The sequence below is a fragment of the Ruminiclostridium sufflavum DSM 19573 genome (assembly GCF_003208175.1).
Taxonomy (GTDB): Bacteria; Bacillota; Clostridia; order Acetivibrionales; family DSM-1351; genus Ruminiclostridium; species Ruminiclostridium sufflavum.
Genome location: NZ_QKMR01000005.1, coordinates 1 through 16,386, shown reverse-complemented (window position 1 = coordinate 16,386; position 16,386 = coordinate 1). Strand labels below are relative to the sequence as shown.

Genomic DNA, 16,386 nt, shown 5'->3' with positions numbered 1-16,386 from the left:
CCTGCATTGAAAAGCTTAATTAATCCGAAAAAACTGTATCCTATCTTCATGAAGGCATGAACTGTGAACCGCAATTGACTTTAGCAGCCGTCAAAAAAGAATGACCCCTTGAAAAACCCAAGCAAGGGGTCATTCTTTTACAAGCCTTTAATTTTAAAAAGAATTCCCTTCACCATCAATTAATTCATGTTGCTTTTCAGCCGGTCTGTTATTTTCTTTTAAATACTCAATATATTCGTTCCCCCATATTTGAAGCGCATCCAAAACAGGCTTGAAATGATTCCCCAGCTCACTGAGTGAATACTCAACCTTTGGCGGTATCTGATTATATACTGTTCTGATAATCAGTCCATTTTCTTCCATCATACGCAGCTGCTTTGTCAAAGTAGACTGCGTTAAATTTGGAAGCTCTCTTTGCAGCTCATTAAAACGTATTGTCCTTATGCTCAGATTACGCATAATGAGCAGCGTCCATTTTCCGGTAAGCAGTTTTTGCGCCGTCACAAATGGACAAATGCCAAATAACTCTTTCTGCATAATTTTCCTCCTTAGTATCCAAATTGATACTTACTATATTAAAAAATCGTACTTGATTATAACCTTGTATAATAGTTTAATAATATTAAAAAATAGATTAAAAGTCAATCTTAAAAGAAATGGAGAATATTTATGAATGAAGTTTATGAGTTTTTGAAAAAATGCGAAACATATTACCTAGCAACCGTTGAAGGTAACCAACCAAGGGTTCGTCCTTTTGGCACTGTTGATATTTTTGATAATAAGCTTTACCTTCAAACCGGCAAAATAAAAAATGTATCAAAACAAATGAAAGAAAATTCCAAGATTGAAATCTGCGGAATGGCAGGAGGCAGATGGATTCGTGTGGAAGCTGCAGCCGTAGAGGATGACAGAGCAGAAGCAAGGCAGCATATGCTGGATGCCTATCCTTCCCTTCAGGGAATGTACAAAGCCGATGACGGCAACTGTCAGGTTTTTTATCTCAAGGATGCTACCGCTACAATCTCATCTTTCACAGATGCACCTAAGGTGATTAAGTTTTAATATATCAAGGTTTATATGTTGCTGCCCTTATGTATTGGGGAAAGGTCAGAATGCCGTGTAAAAAAGATGCATACCTCCACATTATAGAATTGTTTTATTATGCATGTGGAGGTATGCCTAAAACCAAACTATCAGAGGATAGTTTTGACTTTAAAAAATATAGGGTTCTTTATGCTTAAATAGGGGGCATTATGTTTATTTATTGACAGCCTTCCGGTTTTAGTTCCTTGCTTAATTTTTTTATTGCTTTCTTTTCAATTCTGGATACGTATGATCTTGAAATCCCGAGCATTTTTGCTATTTCCCTTTGGGTTTTGCTTGTTCCGTTTTGTAAGCCGTACCTTAATTCAAGTACTACCTTTTCTCTGTTTTTAAGAGTAACCTTCATTTTGCTGTACAGCTTCTTAACCTGCATTTTCAGTTCGACCTCATCCACTACGGATTCAGAGTCATTGCTAATTAAATCAATAAGTGTAATCTCATTGCCCTCTTTATCCACCCCGATAGGATCTTGTAAAGAAACTTCATTCTGTATTTTTTTAGAAGCTCTTATTTGCATTAGAATTTCATTTGCTATTATAGCCTTGTTAACACATCTATACCTTTTTTCAGTCCTTATTCAAGCAATCCCCCATTTATTGAAATCCGGCGGCATTCAGACTTACAGCCTTCAAATTAAAGCCTGTAAATGGTTACATTTTTGTTACCTTTAATTTTACTGGAAGTTATATAATAGATTATAGATTATATAACCTTTTGTTAATTTTAGGGAACTATATAAATTCAATTTCGTCTAATTCTCAGTTAAACTTTTTTAAGGAGGGTGAATATTTGGGTAGTTTGATTGAACTTAAAGGAGTAAGAAAGGTATACAGGGTAGGTAACGAAAAAGTCGTTGCCCTGCAGAATATCGACCTTACTATCCAAAAGGGTGAAATATGTTGTCTTCTGGGAACCTCCGGCTCCGGCAAATCCACTCTTTTAAATCTTCTGGCCGGTCTTGAAAAGCCATCCAGAGGTGAAATAATTATCAAAGATATACATATCGAAAAGCTGAATGAGCAGAGGCTTGTTTTGTTCCGCCAAAAATACATTGGTTTTGTTTTCCAGTCGTACAATCTGCTGCCAGGCTTGACTGCTCTGGAAAATGTCGGTCTGCCTCTGGCTTTCAAAGGCATCCCTCGCAGACTGCGGGATAAAAAATCACAGCAAATGCTTAATGCCGTTGGGCTAACCTCTCACAACAACAGAAAACCGTCCCAGATGAGCGGCGGTCAACAGCAAAGAGTAGGCATAGCCAGAGCCTTTGTGGGAAACCCTCAAATTATTTTTGCAGATGAGCCCACCGGAAATCTGGATTCCAAGACAACCATTGATGTTATGAATCTAATCACAGGTATGGCAAGAAGGAACTCCCAGACATTGATAATCGTTACACACGATATCAGCATTGCAAATTACGCAGATAAAGTAATTCATATTCTTGATGGAAATATTGAAAAGGTAGTAACCCAGACCCCGTCGTCTAACCTGCCGGCGGAAAAGATAATATAATACCGCTTAACATCTCCTGTTTGATGTTATAGTCAGCACTCAGTAAAAGCAGTATAGCATCTTACGATGTTAAGTCGTATATTGCGGCTGTATAAACGGTTTTCTTTAAATTTGATATGCAAATACAGTATAAAAATTAATGACAGTCCAGTGAGGCTTGGAGGTAAATACATATGAACGTGTTAAAAAAACTTGCAGCTATACTTTTAATTTGTTTTATTCTGTTGTCGGAAATATTTACGGTTACATTACCGGCAACTGCCGCACAAGATGTAAGTCTTGAAGGCTACAACATTAATAAGACAACCATTAAATCCGGTGACGAATTCAGTATGACTCTTAATGTAAAAAAATATAGTGCCGATGTTTCGGACATATACATAGCAATTGACAGCAGTTCTTCCTTCTCAATAAAAAATTCCGGTTCCATCATCCCTGTAGATATTGCTACCCTTGATGCTACCGTCTTTATGACCAATGCTTACAATTATAAATATGACGGATCATCCAATAAGCTTCAGGTTACCATAAAATATACCACACCGTCAGGAACCAACTCCCAAACAGATTTCGTTACTATCTCCGAGGCTGTGATCAAGGATGACACTCCTTCCACCCCGGTAGATACTACAAAATATGCCCCAAAAATCCAAATTGCAGAGAATTCAGCCATACCCTCCGGACAAGCCGGTGCTGAAATCACCTATACTCTTCCCCTTAAAAACACCAGCCTGTACTATGCAAGAAATATTGTGGTTTCTCCGGTGCTTGACGACTCTGCTCCAATTACCGTTGAAGCAATGAATCCGTCTCATACACTGGAATCCTTGCAGCCAAATGAAAGCAAGAATGTCAAATTTACTTTCAAGATATCCTACGGCGCAACCCCTAAAACCTATCCCATAAAATTTAATCTCCAATATTATAATGCTTCAGGAGATTATTTCAGCAATACGGAAACGGGTTATTTAAAAACCTTGGAAGGCAGCCGGCTTCCAAAGCTGGATTTAAAAACAGTCTCGACAAATCCTTCACCTGTACTTCCCGGAAAGAATTTCAAGCTTGATGTAGCCTTGGAAAACAACGGTGCCATATCGGCAAAAAATGTAACGGTCACCTTACTTGGATTGAAAAATGACGGAGCAAGTATAATCGGGAATACAAATAAAAAAACTCAGACAGCCATTTATTCCGGTACTTCGTCCGTATTTTCATTTAATCTGTTTGCTTCCTCCAAAATCGAAACCGGCGCAAACAGTCTGAAAGTAAAGGTAGATTATTCGGATAGTACCGGTTCTTTATATTCCGATGAAATGGAATTTTTCTATAATGTGGTATCGGAGGACTCTCACACAATTGTCGAGATGAAAAGCATTGTATCGCCCGAAAATGTACTATCACCCGGTGACAGTGCTCCTGTGTCTTTTGACATAGCCAATACCGGCTCGGCAGATGCTCATAATATAAAGGTAACTATATCAGCAGACAAGGAGCTGATACCCAGAACTCAGAATACAATTATAATTCCCACACTGAAAAAGGGGGAATCAAAGAATGTTCAGTTTCAGCTTTATGTTTCGGATGAGGCAGTAACAAAAAATTATGCCGTTTCATTGAATGTTGAATATGACGCACCTGTTGATGGAACTGTTACCAAACAGACAGTCATGCAGTACGTCGGCCTCAATATAGAAAATTCCACCGGAAAGTCTGTCCCCAGACTCATCATTGACAAATACAGCGTTAATCCTGAAATCATAAGTGCAGGCCAGCCCTTTACCCTGAACCTGTCAATATTGAATACAAGTAAGGCCTCCACCATCAGCAATGTTAAAGTAACTCTTACTTCTGATGACGGAACCTTTACAACTGTTAATTCAAACTCTTTTTATATCGATAGCATAGCCCCCAAAGGCAGGGTTCAGAAACAGGTCAGCTTCTCTTCAAAATCGGATGCTGCTCCCAAGCAGTATATGATAAGTATAAATTACGAGTACGAGGATGAAAAAGGAAATCCTTATACTACCAAGGATGTTGTGGGTGTTTCCCTCCAGCAGACCCCGCGTCTGGTAGTGGGAGATTTAAGCTTTCCCGCCGAAGCCTATTTGGGTTCCCCGGTGCCTATAAATGTTAGCTTCTACAATATGGGCAAATCCACCTTATATAATTTGCTGGTAAAGCTTGAAGGCAATTTCAGAGTTGAGGGAACCAGCTATTATGTGGGTAATTTTGAACCCGGAAAAACAGATTCCTTTGACGGCGCTGTTACTCCCGAAGCAGCAGGCCCTGTGAATGGCTTCCTTGTTTTCTCATATGAAGATGCAGATGGTAAAAAGCAGGAAGTAAAAAAAGAGATATCCTTTAATGCTTCTGAAATGCCTGTGGAGCCTCCCGCTGACGGTGATGGCTCAATTCCTCCTCAGGAAGCCGGCAAACAAATTCCACTATGGGCTTTTATCGGAGGAGGAGCTTTGCTACTTATAATAATAACCATTACTGTACTCGTAATTCGCAAAAAAATAAAAGCAAGAAAGGAATTTATGATAGATGAGGAACTTTGATATACTTTTAATGGGGTTAAAGAATCTCTTCAGAAGAAAAACCAGAACTATACTGACTGTTCTCGGTGTTGTCATAGGAACCGCATCCATTGTTGTCATGGTTTCCCTTGGAATGGGTATGAATGAGAGTTTTGAAGCCCAATTAAAGCAAATGGGCAACCTTAATATCATTAACGTTACCACATACAGAAACGATCCCGACAGCTCCGGCGGACCACAAAAGGAAATCGTTCTTGACGATGCCGCCATAACAAAAATAAGCAAAATTGAAGGAATCAAGGGTATAACCCCCGTCATTGAAAGCAGCATGAAGCTTATATCAGGCAAGTACATGGCCTATGTACAGGTTATGGGGATTGATGTAAAATCAATGCCGAATTTTGATTATCCCATTGCCGAGGGCCGGTTGCTTCAGGAGGGCGATTCGGACAAAATCGTAGTGGGCGGTAATATCCCTCAATACTTTTACAACCCAAAGAGCCGCTATGGCTCGGTAGACGGACAGCCCGCCGTTAATGTATTGACCGATAAAATCGAGGCAACCTTTGACATGAGCTATGGAGAAAAGCAGCAGCAACAGGGTTTAGGTGGATCCGACACTTCAGACAAGGCTCCCAAGCTCTACAAATTGAAAGCTGTAGGAGTCTTAGATATAACGAACGATTGGCAGAAGGATCAATATATCTTCATGGATTACCTTAATCTTAAAAAGCTTATGAAGGACGCTGCCAAAGCCCAGAACGGCCAGAGCCAAAGCAGCATGATGTTTGATACCAACAGCATCGGCAAGAGCTTCGATCGCCTTATGGTCATGGTGGATAAAATCAAGGATGTTGATCGGATTCAGTCTGAAATTGATGATCTGGGCTACGGAACCAACAGCCTTGCAGATATGCGAAAATCCATGCAAAAGCAGTCTCAGACTATTCAGCTGGTGCTTGGAGCCATTGGAGCCATATCCCTCATTATTTCTGCTCTTGGTATAACAAATACAATGATTATGTCCATCTATGAAAGGACCCGTGAAATAGGCGTAATGAAGGTTCTTGGCTGCAAAATGGGAAACATCCGGCATTTGTTTCTGCTGGAAGCAGGTATCATCGGATTATTGGGAGGCTGTATCGGCGTTATTTTGAGTTATCTTGCTTCCTTTGCTTTAAACACAATCGGCAAGAGTTTTATGAATTCCGAAAGCGGAGGCATGCTCAGTATGGGTATGGGCATGGGTATGGGAGATGCCGAAAGCAGGATATCCGTAATACCTATCTGGCTGGCACTTACCTCTATCGCTTTTGCTATCTTTATAGGACTTGTTTCCGGTTTTTCACCCGCAAGAAGAGCCATGAAGCTCAGTGCTCTGGAAGCAATAAAATCCGAATAAGCCTCTCCGGCAGCCTTTCAATAAAATATTTTCCAAAAAATATCCGGCTATTGGCGATACGTCAATAGCCTTTTTTGTGCTGCTTTTACTTCTATATCATGCATAATCATGCATAGGACAAATATCTCCAAAAATATATTTAATTTATAAGGGAGGTATTATAAATGGCTTTTAAAGCTGTCCTTCACAGTCAGTCACAAAAACAGCTGCAGTACATCTGCAAATCAGTGCTTCAATTCAGAGCAGAAAAAGCAGCTAAATATATTTCTTTGACAGGAGTCAATTATAGCGCCATCGAGGAGTGCATCAGCCTGGAATATTCTTACAGCATACCGCAAGAAAAAACAAAGCAGCTTTTGCGGGAGGAGCATTATGATTTCAAAAACAGAAAGCAAACCGGAGGACAATCGAAAAGTTGCAGTCTATGCCCGCAAATCAAAGATAACCGAAACCGGAAAAAGCATAGATAATCAAATCAGCAAATGCAAAAGCTATGCCGTTTTAAAATTTGACGCCCATGATGAGGATATAATAGTTTATAAGGATGAAGGCTTGTCCGGTTTTTATTCCGACCGGCCGGAGTATATGCAGCTGCTTCAGGATATTAAGGATAATAAAATCAAAGCGGTAATCTGTTATAAATTCGACCGTATATCCAGACGCACTCTTGATTTGCTTAATCTTGTGGAACAGCTGAGGCAGAAAAAAATTTCTTTCGTCTCCTGCACAGACGAGGTAGATACAAGCTCTAAAACCGGAAAAATAATAATGAGCTTACTTGCATCTATTGCAGAATTTGAGCGTGACATTATTGCGGAGAGAATATCAGACAACATGTATGAGCTTGCGAAGGAAGGACGATGGCTTGGCGGTACTGCTCCCACAGGCTTCGTATCAAAAAAAGAGTATATTAGTATCGGCAGCAAAAAAACATCGCTGAACCATTTGGAGCCGGTTCCTGAGGAGCAGGCTATTGTCAGAGAAATATTTATGCGCTTTCTGGAATCCAGAAGTGTTCAAAATGTAGTAAATTGGGCTTATCAAAAGAAAATCCTTACAAAAAACAGGAAAAACCACACAAGAATCAGCATAAGAAACATTTTGACAAACCCCGTATATGCTGCTGCCGATAAAGACACATATGCTTATTTATCAGCTTTTAAAGTGCCAATTTATGCAAAAGAGGCTGATTTTAACGGCAAGTGCGGTTTGATGGTCTACAATAAAACCTTGCAGGTTAAAGAAATAAAAGACGAAAGCACCATCATTCATCCCTCCTACACTCAAAAAATCCAGCGTCGTAGCATTGAAGACTGGATTATAGCTATAGGAAGACATAAAGGAATCATTTCCGGCAGGGAATGGATATTGGCACAAAATATACTAGAGGAAAACAAGGATAAATATATCCGCCCTAATGAAAAAACCCACTCCCTGTTATCCGGTCTGATCGCCTGCCCCTATTGCGGAAGGAATCTCCTTACACACAGGGAAACAGGCAGGTATACCAACGGGAAGCCTCGCTTTCTGTATAAATGCCAAACCAAGCGAAGGGATAATACAGCTTGCAGCTGTAAGGACATAAAAGGCAATGCCATTGATCAGTTTGTGCTGGATACCATTTGCTCTGTCTGCAGTCATACGGATAACGAATATTACAGCAGCCTGCTGGAAAGCAGTTCAATGCATCAATCAATAACGGCCAATCTGGATTCAAAAATAAACAGCCTTGAAAAGCTGACTGATAAATGCTGTATAGAAATGGAGAATCTTACAAAAAGCCTCCGTAATGCAGCCGAAAAAGCAGAAAAATATATTCTTGAGGATATAGAAAGACTGGCGGATAGCATAGAGCAATATAAATCAGAAAAAGAAGAATTGCTGGCTGAAAGGAAAACCCATATTGAGGATACAGATGTTTTGAAAAAAACCGGAGAACTGATATTTTCCTTCCCCATACTGGTTGAAAAATTATCTCATATAGAAAAGTCAGAGTTGATACGGAAAATCGTTGAAAAAATATTTATTATACCGAACGCCGGCGGAGACGACGAGGTTCATATTTTCATCAAGGGAACCTCTGAGGAAGAATATCAGGATTTTTTTCAAATGGTATCCGAAAGAAGTGATTTGTGTGTAACAGGTAAGAATAGCATTTTCTATGCACCTGGCAGCATAAGTTGCAAGACGTGTACCTTTATCCACATTAAAGGTTGATATTGCTTTTATCAGTCCGATTGTACCTATAGAGATAAGGTCATCGCTGTCATTGCCGCAGGAACCGTATTTCTTCACAATATGTGCAACAAGCCTTAAGTTTCTTTCAATCAGAACATTCCTTGCTTCCTCATCGCCATTTTTATATGCCTCAACATAGTACATTTCCTCCTCAGAATTCAGAGGCTGAGGAAAGGAATTTACATTTGAAACGTAGCCCAGCATAAGGAATAGGTTATTTAGTAGTCCATTAATAATTGCAGGAAACAGTATTTCTACCAAGCAAGGCACCTCCTATAATAATGAAGCATGACATATGTGTGATAGCTCACAATATTCATACTTCAAAAAATAGTGTACCTTTCTATTCTATGAATAAATAAATAAATAATGCCTGTCCTTTATAAATATTTTAAGACTGCACTTTTCAGAACAAACTTTGCTTTCAAGCCGGCTTTAAGCTGCATCAGCTTTGAATTTGCTTCTTAAAGAATATATTCCGCAGCTTTGTCAAATAATAAGTTATATTTTTTGAAGTCTTAACCGAGAAGCATTTAATTTTGTTAGGAGCACACTATGTTTATACCTGAAAGAATTATTTTTGAGAAAAGCGCACTAGAATATGAAATGAGCCAAAATATATTCAACAAATTTAAAGGCAAAGCAGATACCGAAATTATCGACTCTGTATCCGGCAGGGTAAAGCAGTACATCCCGGGTGACAACTTATTTTCACAATACAGAGAAGGGAAAAAAACTCTGGTAATAGGTACTAAGAAAAGCTTAAAATTTCAATCCTGCAAGCCTTCAGCCCACTATCAGCTCCCATTGGTATCCGGGTGTATGGGACAGTGTGAGTACTGCTATTTAAACACTCAGCTTGGAGATAAGCCCTTTGTGAAAATCCATGCCAATATTGATGACATTCTGAAGCAAGCTCAAAAGTATATTAATGAAAGACTCCCTGAAATAACCCTCTTTGAAGGAGCAGCCACCTCAGACCCTGTGCCTGTTGAGCCTTATACACATTCGCTAAAAAAAGCCATAGAGTTTTTCGGAAAATCCGAAAAATCCAGATTCAGATTTGTGACAAAATACAATGATATAGATACCTTGCTTAATATTCAGCATAACGGACATACAGAAATACGCTTCAGTATTAATACTGCTTTCGTAATAAATAAATATGAGCATCATACATCCTCCCGCAATAATAGGATAGAAGCGGGCATAAAGGCAGCCAAGGCAGGATATCCCACAGGCTTTCTAATAGCACCGGTATTTATTTATCCGAATTGGAAAGAAGATTACCATAATCTACTGCTTGAATTAGGAAGCAAGCTTCCTGATAATTTAAGCTATCCCGTTACCTTTGAAATCATATCCCACAGATATACAACAATAGCAAAAAACAGAATACTGGAGGTTTTTCCCGACAGTGATTTACCTATGAATGACGAAGAACGCAAATTTAAATATGGACAGTTCGGATATGGCAAGTATGTGTATCCGAATGAAAACATAAATGAAATTAAGGATTTTTTTACAAAAGAACTGGATGGACTTTATAAAAACAAAAAAATATTGTACATTATATAAATTTATTTTCGGTCTTAAACTGCATTTAATGCCGGCATTTCCTGATAAAAGGCTGTTGCATGATATCCCTTAAAAACAATATAAGCTGCTGTTATTTATTGCCTTGAAAGCATTCAGATTAATTACTATCGTTATGAAAGCTTCCGCCGGCAGTAATAACTTTTATGCAAAGTATATTCTGCAACAGCCAATTTATTATTCTTACATCTTGGGTCCTCCCGCAGCATTAGGAGAATTGAAGCTTGGCGGCTGTGGGTTATTTGCATTAAAAAACTGCCCGCCGGGCGTTGAAAGATTAAAATACAGCTTGGAATCCTTTGTTACTCCCCAGTCTTTTAAAGAACCAGTATCCTGAAGTCTGTTAAAAGCTTCCCTGAACATTGTATTGTGCGCTTCTTCACGATTGAGCAGAAAATCTATTGTTTCCCTTACTCCTTTATCGTTTATTTGCCTGTAAAGATATTGATAAACCACTTTTGCCCTTTGCTCAGCGGATATATTCGATAAAATATCTGCGGCAAGGTCACCTGTTTCTTCAATATATGCAGCTGTCCAATACTGTCCTGACGCGCTTGTAAGTGCGGGTGTAAGACCGGTTGAAACATGAGCCTGAATGCTTCCTATTGTTGCATTATTTGCATCAAGAGTATGCCCGTTCAGCAAATTGACGGTGGTAGCAACCATCTCCATGTGACCTAACTCTTCAGAAGCAATATCCAGAAATAAATCTTTTATTTCCGGATCCTTAATACTCATACTTTGAGACATATATTGAAGCGCCGCTTTTAATTCTCCGTGAGGTCCGCCTAATTGCTCCTGCATCATAGCCGCATACGCGGGATTCGGTCCATCAACCTTAACTTCCTGCAAAAGAGCCTTGTCATGTTTAAACATAATTTTCTCCTTTTAATTATTTTATAATTTCATAAGTATCCTGTGTAGATAAGTTAAAAATATACCTATAAAAATCAAAAGTTATGGAAAGCTAATACAAGAAATTAAGCATTTTTTAACGGATAAATCTGCAGGCCTCCTTACGATAAAATATAGGGACGATATATATTCCCGACCGACAGCAATCGACTTTATAATAACCAAGACATCAAGCTTTTTAACGTATCCTTCCACACAAAAAAAGATAAGCCAACTTTAAAAGCTTATCTTTTTTTTGATATATTTCCTTTTTTCTTTAGTGACTATAACTTTTGTAAATCCCAACTCAGCAGATAAAAATAGATTTATTCTTGCAATATCATTTTTCCCCAACAATATCACCTTCTATTTTTAGTCTTTTCAAACTTAAACTAAACAACTGAGCATACTGCCTTAAGCCTTGTATATCAATTGTCTCAGCAATTATCACTTCAAGTGCTGCCTTTTATTGAAATAATACATACTCCCTTTGGAGTCTGATAATATCAGTAGTTACAAGTGCTTTTTAATCTTTCTTCAATTCATTCATACATGCCTGACAGATATTCTTACCCTTATAGTTTGTTACATTTGTTGCATCATTGCAGAAAATGCATGCCGGCTCATACTTTTTTAATATAATTGTTGACTCATCCACATATATCTCCAAAGCATCCTTCTCCTCAATGTTAAAAGTCCTTCTTAATTCTATCGGCAATACAATTCTGCCCAGCTCGTCTACCTTCCTTACTATTCCTGTTGATTTCATAAATGTGTGCCTCCTTTACAATTTTTTATTCCCTTCGACATTATTTTACTATATCTCCTACTATTTGTCAACAATTTTCAAGAAAAATGTCGTATAAAAACATAAAATATATGTATTATTTTTTTACATATGTGAGAAGCATTATTAAAACCGCTGGAATAAGCCTAGTTTCCTATTCTTTGCCCAAATATTAATTTGAAATAAGTTCCCAGTAAATAAATGTATTATTTTTTATAATATATACAATTTTCATACCAGCTGAAAAACGATATTATAATCTTGATATAAATATCTCCTATGATACTCTATCCCCGCAAATTCTAACGAGTACTGGTATAAAAAGGGCTAAGCCATCAGTGGAAAACCGCCTCTTCTCAGAGATATACAGCTGATTTCCAGCCATACTCTCCCCATAACTGCGAAAAGCCATATATGGTTTTATATGCCATACAAAGCATCCTGCTTGCACAGATGCTTTAAGCTTTCAAGCTAAACCTTATTAATAATATTTTAAGTTGGACATTGTCAAGATTATCAATGTTAACATTATTGAGAAAACCAACGAAGTTGTTATTTTTTGAAGTGTCTGTTTTCTTGCTTCACCAATGTTTTAAAATTTAGTCAACTCATGTCAGGCTTATTTCCGCTTCCGCACAAAACATTTCAATACAGTATTTATATATTAATGCATCAGTTGATTTATTGCAAGAATAATTTTTATTGGACATTCAGTTACTTTTTTACATATGATATTTTCAACTGCCGGAATGTTTAAAAAATTTTATTTTAAATGCTTTTTTCTTCACAAAACCAGCCAATACTTTTTTCTAGCTTAATTTGTATTTATCTTAATATTGTTACATATATTGACACATTATCTATTTTATTGTAAAATCAAAAAAAACGTTTACGGAGGTTGGTTTTATGAAAGAGTTAAATGGAATAATATATTTATTACGGGACTGACTTAACAAATTGTTGTACGACAAAACTTTCCACAATTATTTGTTGTTTTTTGTATTTTAAAGCGACATTTCGTTGTATAATAATCTTAGTAGGAGAAATTGTATGCCAAAATATAAAAGTAAACTTTCTGTCAGATTAAGGAAGCTACGAGAAGAGAAGAACTTATTGCAAAAGGATATTGCAAATATCTTAAATATTACAACCAGCGCATATGGTTATTATGAGCAGGGAAAAAGAGAGCCTGATTCTCATGTTATTAATTTCCTTGCTGATTATTATGAAGTAAGCTCCGATTATCTGTTTGGAAGAACAAATAACAAAAATTCGGATTATATACTAAATTCTATTGAGAATTCTATTATAACAAACATTAACAATCTTAGTCCCGAAAGTAAAAAAGAACTTGAAAAATATATTCAACTGCTTAAGTATAAAGATTCAATGGATAAGGTCAAATGTGAGACATCATCAGCTTCCGGAAAAAATACATCCTAAATATATAAAGCTGCCTTTTAAATATTCGTAAAACTTTTGCTTACATACAAATCATAATATCACGGTTTAATTATTATTCGATAATTCGGGCATGGAGGGACTTTTAGTGTATATATTAGAACAGTTGTTAATTAACACAGTCTTTGCAATAATTACTACATACTTAACTTGCGAATTTCTTAAAGTAAATTTTAATGTTACCATTAAGCGCAATATAATTATCATATTTTCTATTTCTGTCGGCGTTCTGAACGGATTGATATCCACCCTATGGATGAGCGTGCTGAATATACCACTTAGCCTGCAATTTATGAAATCAATAATATTGACTATAATAAATATAGTAATAATAAAATTCTTTTTTAAAATCGAATGGATTAAATCTATTCTTGCGTTTTGCATTATAATCATTTTTATGGGAATTGGAAATGCCACAGTTGCTCCTATTTTTTATATGTTCGGAATTGAGGTGTCTCAGGAATTGATAAACAATAATCCTGATTTGTTCTTAATAATGAATATTATTATTTATATAGTAACCTTCATCCTTATAAAGCTCAGTACATATACTAAAATGCTTTCAAATATCAGAAATCTTAAACCTATAGGATTTTTACTGATTATTACCGTTATTGTAATGGCTTCATATTTCGGAGTATATTATGCAATTCATTACGATCCGGTTTCTCTTGTGGTCTCACTCATATCCTCCCTTATATATTTTATTTCAACAGTCTGGTATATCAGTATTTATCATAGATATGAAATGCAGAAGGAAGAGCAGCATCAGCAAATGTTCTACAATGAATCTCTCGCCAATACTCTCGAAGATTTAAGAAGGCTGAAGCATGACCATACAAATCACCTTACGGTTTTATATGCAATGTATCAAATGAAAAAGTACGAGGCGGCAGAATTATATCTGAAGGAAATATTAGAATTAAATGAAAACTTAGGGAATACGGCAATATATAATATCAAAAACGCGGGGCTGTTTGGTATTATTTCAGCCAAAATGAATTATGCAGACAGCCAAGGGATAGCTTTTAATCTTAAGGTTATTGATGTGGTAGATTCAATTCCTGATATCAGGATTTCCGAATTGTGCGAGGTCATAGGCATTTACCTTGACAATGCAATAGAAGAAGTATTGAACAACGGAAAAATGAAAATTGAGATGCAGATGGAAAATACGGAAAAAAGCCTTATAATAACAATAAATAACGAGTGCACAGAAATCCCAATCCTTGAAAAATCCAAAAAGGGAGCAGACAGAGGAAATGGGCTTATCATAGCAAATAAAATACTCAGCTCCTATAAGAATATTTTTAATACAACCTCCTTCAATAAAGACAGCATGACATTTTCACAAGTTATAAGCATAGCAAAAGAGGCTTGATAGCCTCTTTTGCTTTAGCCTTTTTTGTTTTACTGTTTTACTTAAGCAAAGATCTGGGACATTCCCTCTGGTAAAAAGCCCAAATCCAACAGGCATTCGCAGATGCAGTAGCAGCAAACATACCAATCAAAGACAGAACTGTCAATACCATCAGTTTAATTTTTAATTTCATATTATCCCACCCCTCTTATTTTTTGTTAATTTGTACACCAGTGGTGTAGTATTAATCGTCGATATTAAAGTAATTAAAGAAATAATATTTGAGTAAACAACAGGAACAAAGAACGAAACTAAAAATAACAGTAATAATAAAAGACTTCCCTTAATCTTTAGTTCCTTCTTCTTTCTTTCAGAAATTATAGGCTTTGTCACTAAGTCTGCAGGTGCAAATAATGCTGCTAAAATTCCCGATACAATAAATAAAAATATATTAATATATAAAACATCTACTGACTCACATATATAAACAGAACTAAAAATAAATACAAAATATGAAATTAAGCATCCCACTTGTGTCTTTGCATGAGCTCCGCCCAAATAAGATTTATTTAAAGCAAAAACAACAGCAGCGACAACAGTATATTCGAATTTACCAAGAAATAAAGCGGTAATCAATACTGCAATTAATTTCAAACTATCTGAAAAAGCCACATACAAACCATAATCAATTTGTTCCGCTTTTTCTTCAGTTATTCCCGGTACATTCATAACAATTTCATCGGTAATTTTTTTCACAATTTTTGACAACATATTATCACCGCATGTTACATTTTACACCATTATATCCTATTTATTTTCATTTGTCGATATTTTTTTGTAATTTACCAAAAACATGTGATATCCTTATACAAATTACATAAATATGCAATTGAACTACAGTAAAACCATTAATATAAATATGCTTGCTTCCTTTAAATATGACATTATATGTTTGTTAAACAGAAAACTTTTAAAAAAGTCAATTACTATCGGCTGAAAGCCGATAGTCCGAAATAGTATCCGTGAAGTCTCACAAGCCAATTTCAGCTTCATCCTGCATATTATCAATATAAAACCATCACTTATATATTTAAGCATCAGAATCGAATATAGCTCGTCGAATTACTCAATATCTCCTGCTGAACTGAAAGGTTTCATAAGTCATGACCACCCGTAAAACGGGTGGCTTGTGCTAGCCCTATAAGGGCTTGTTACCGGCTAGCGCCTAAAGACGCTGGCTTTCACTTTGTTCAAGCTACTATTGCCCTTGCCATCTTTGCCGCCCCTAAAGGGACAAACGTACTACTTGCTACCCCTTGAAGGGGTCTTCATACTCTTTTACACTTAGTTTATCCACCATAATATCGTGCTTCTCCTGCTCTTGGATATACTTCCTAATAGTTGCTTCGTTTAAACCTACTGTGCTTATATAATATCCTTCTGCCCAAAAATGTCTGTTCCCAAACTTATACTTTAAATTTGCATGTTTATC

14 protein-coding genes and 2 pseudogenes are annotated in these 16,386 nt (G+C 36.7%); 8 read left to right on the top strand and 8 right to left on the bottom strand.

Annotation, left to right across the window (positions count from 1 at the left end; translation table 11 throughout):
- Window positions 1-153 precede the first annotated feature (153 nt).
- Window positions 154-537, bottom strand: a complete 384-nt coding sequence (locus tag LY28_RS05205) for a winged helix-turn-helix transcriptional regulator (RefSeq protein WP_110461129.1) — start codon at window positions 535-537, stop codon at window positions 154-156.
- Between the two features lie 132 nt (window positions 538-669).
- Here LY28_RS05205 and LY28_RS05200 point away from each other — a divergent pair, with 132 nt between their 5' ends.
- A complete protein-coding gene (locus tag LY28_RS05200) occupies window positions 670-1,062 on the top strand; it encodes a pyridoxamine 5'-phosphate oxidase family protein (RefSeq protein ID WP_110461128.1) in 393 nt (130 codons plus the stop codon).
- A 199-nt stretch (window positions 1,063-1,261) separates the two neighbouring features.
- On the opposite strand, the pseudogene LY28_RS05195 reads toward LY28_RS05200, so the two are convergent.
- Window positions 1,262-1,639: pseudogene (locus LY28_RS05195) on the bottom strand (sigma-70 family RNA polymerase sigma factor); the annotation flags it as partial.
- A gap of 254 nt (window positions 1,640-1,893) precedes the next feature.
- Here LY28_RS05195 and LY28_RS05190 point away from each other — a divergent pair.
- From LY28_RS05190 to LY28_RS19500, 4 genes and pseudogenes are all read left to right on the top strand, one after another.
- Window positions 1,894-2,616 carry an ABC transporter ATP-binding protein gene (locus LY28_RS05190; RefSeq protein WP_110461126.1) on the top strand — a complete coding sequence of 241 codons (723 nt, stop codon included), beginning with the start codon at window positions 1,894-1,896 and terminating at the stop codon, window positions 2,614-2,616.
- A 173-nt stretch (window positions 2,617-2,789) separates the two neighbouring features.
- Window positions 2,790-5,177, top strand: coding sequence for a COG1361 S-layer family protein (locus tag LY28_RS05185; RefSeq protein ID WP_110461125.1), 2,388 nt, complete (start codon window positions 2,790-2,792; stop codon window positions 5,175-5,177).
- Complete coding sequence (locus LY28_RS05180; RefSeq protein WP_110461124.1) at window positions 5,164-6,558, top strand: ABC transporter permease; 1,395 nt, start codon at window positions 5,164-5,166, stop codon at window positions 6,556-6,558. Before LY28_RS05185 ends, LY28_RS05180 begins: the two co-directional genes overlap by 14 nt.
- Window positions 6,559-6,930: 372 nt before the next feature.
- A pseudogene (locus tag LY28_RS19500) lies at window positions 6,931-8,169 on the top strand (recombinase family protein); the annotation flags it as partial.
- A gap of 378 nt (window positions 8,170-8,547) precedes the next feature.
- Here LY28_RS19500 and LY28_RS19880 read toward each other — a convergent pair.
- On the bottom strand, window positions 8,548-8,940 hold the full coding sequence (locus LY28_RS19880) for a sigma-70 family RNA polymerase sigma factor (RefSeq protein ID WP_242981167.1): 393 nt from the start codon (window positions 8,938-8,940) through the stop codon (window positions 8,548-8,550).
- A 411-nt stretch (window positions 8,941-9,351) separates the two neighbouring features.
- Between LY28_RS19880 and splB the strand changes: the two genes are divergently transcribed.
- Window positions 9,352-10,374: a spore photoproduct lyase gene (gene splB / locus LY28_RS05165; RefSeq protein ID WP_110461121.1), complete on the top strand. Its 1,023-nt coding sequence runs from the start codon at window positions 9,352-9,354 to the stop codon at window positions 10,372-10,374.
- Window positions 10,375-10,575: 201 nt separating this feature from the next.
- On the opposite strand, the gene LY28_RS05160 is transcribed toward splB, so the two are convergent.
- Together LY28_RS05160 and LY28_RS05155 are read right to left on the bottom strand one after the other, a co-directional pair.
- Window positions 10,576-11,268, bottom strand: a complete 693-nt coding sequence (locus LY28_RS05160) for a manganese catalase family protein (protein ID WP_110461120.1) — start codon at window positions 11,266-11,268, stop codon at window positions 10,576-10,578.
- 544 nt (window positions 11,269-11,812) lie between these two features.
- Complete coding sequence (locus LY28_RS05155; RefSeq protein WP_110461119.1) at window positions 11,813-12,055, bottom strand: AbrB/MazE/SpoVT family DNA-binding domain-containing protein; 243 nt, start codon at window positions 12,053-12,055, stop codon at window positions 11,813-11,815.
- A gap of 1,068 nt (window positions 12,056-13,123) precedes the next feature.
- Here LY28_RS05155 and LY28_RS05150 point away from each other — a divergent pair.
- Together LY28_RS05150 and LY28_RS05145 are read left to right on the top strand one after the other, a co-directional pair.
- Window positions 13,124-13,516: a helix-turn-helix domain-containing protein gene (locus LY28_RS05150; protein ID WP_110461118.1), complete on the top strand. Its 393-nt coding sequence runs from the start codon at window positions 13,124-13,126 to the stop codon at window positions 13,514-13,516.
- A 106-nt stretch (window positions 13,517-13,622) separates the two neighbouring features.
- The gene (locus LY28_RS05145) at window positions 13,623-14,915 is read left to right on the top strand and encodes a sensor histidine kinase (protein WP_110461117.1); all 1,293 of its coding nucleotides are present in this window, start codon (window positions 13,623-13,625) and stop codon (window positions 14,913-14,915) included.
- A 37-nt stretch (window positions 14,916-14,952) separates the two neighbouring features.
- Here LY28_RS05145 and LY28_RS19490 read toward each other — a convergent pair whose 3' ends face one another.
- The 3 genes from LY28_RS19490 to LY28_RS05125 form a co-directional block, all read right to left on the bottom strand.
- Complete coding sequence (locus tag LY28_RS19490) at window positions 14,953-15,066, bottom strand: cyclic lactone autoinducer peptide (RefSeq protein ID WP_278302863.1); 114 nt, start codon at window positions 15,064-15,066, stop codon at window positions 14,953-14,955.
- Between the two features lie 17 nt (window positions 15,067-15,083).
- Window positions 15,084-15,665 carry an accessory gene regulator ArgB-like protein gene (locus tag LY28_RS05135; RefSeq protein ID WP_110461115.1) on the bottom strand — a complete coding sequence of 194 codons (582 nt, stop codon included), beginning with the start codon at window positions 15,663-15,665 and terminating at the stop codon, window positions 15,084-15,086.
- A 538-nt stretch (window positions 15,666-16,203) separates the two neighbouring features.
- Window positions 16,204-16,386: transposase (locus LY28_RS05125; protein ID WP_207658057.1), on the bottom strand; the 183-nt coding region annotated here is incomplete at its 5' end.

Bases quoted from the DNA above. Each gene is read 5' to 3' on its own strand.
- LY28_RS05135 (WP_110461115.1), bottom strand. From the start codon at position 15,665: ATGTTGTCAAAAATTGTGAAAAAAATTACCGATGAAATTGTTATGAAT.
- LY28_RS05185 (WP_110461125.1), top strand. From the start codon at position 2,790: ATGAACGTGTTAAAAAAACTTGCAGCTATACTTTTAATTTGTTTTATT.
- LY28_RS05200 (WP_110461128.1), top strand. From the start codon at position 670: ATGAATGAAGTTTATGAGTTTTTGAAAAAATGCGAAACATATTACCTA.
- LY28_RS19490 (WP_278302863.1), bottom strand. From the start codon at position 15,066: ATGGTATTGACAGTTCTGTCTTTGATTGGTATGTTTGCTGCTACTGCA.
- splB (WP_110461121.1), top strand. From the start codon at position 9,352: ATGTTTATACCTGAAAGAATTATTTTTGAGAAAAGCGCACTAGAATAT.
- LY28_RS05155 (WP_110461119.1), bottom strand. From the start codon at position 12,055: ATGAAATCAACAGGAATAGTAAGGAAGGTAGACGAGCTGGGCAGAATT.
- LY28_RS05180 (WP_110461124.1), top strand. From the start codon at position 5,164: ATGAGGAACTTTGATATACTTTTAATGGGGTTAAAGAATCTCTTCAGA.
- LY28_RS05205 (WP_110461129.1), bottom strand. From the start codon at position 537: ATGCAGAAAGAGTTATTTGGCATTTGTCCATTTGTGACGGCGCAAAAA.
- LY28_RS19880 (WP_242981167.1), bottom strand. From the start codon at position 8,940: ATGTACTATGTTGAGGCATATAAAAATGGCGATGAGGAAGCAAGGAAT.
- LY28_RS05150 (WP_110461118.1), top strand. From the start codon at position 13,124: ATGCCAAAATATAAAAGTAAACTTTCTGTCAGATTAAGGAAGCTACGA.
- LY28_RS05160 (WP_110461120.1), bottom strand. From the start codon at position 11,268: ATGTTTAAACATGACAAGGCTCTTTTGCAGGAAGTTAAGGTTGATGGA.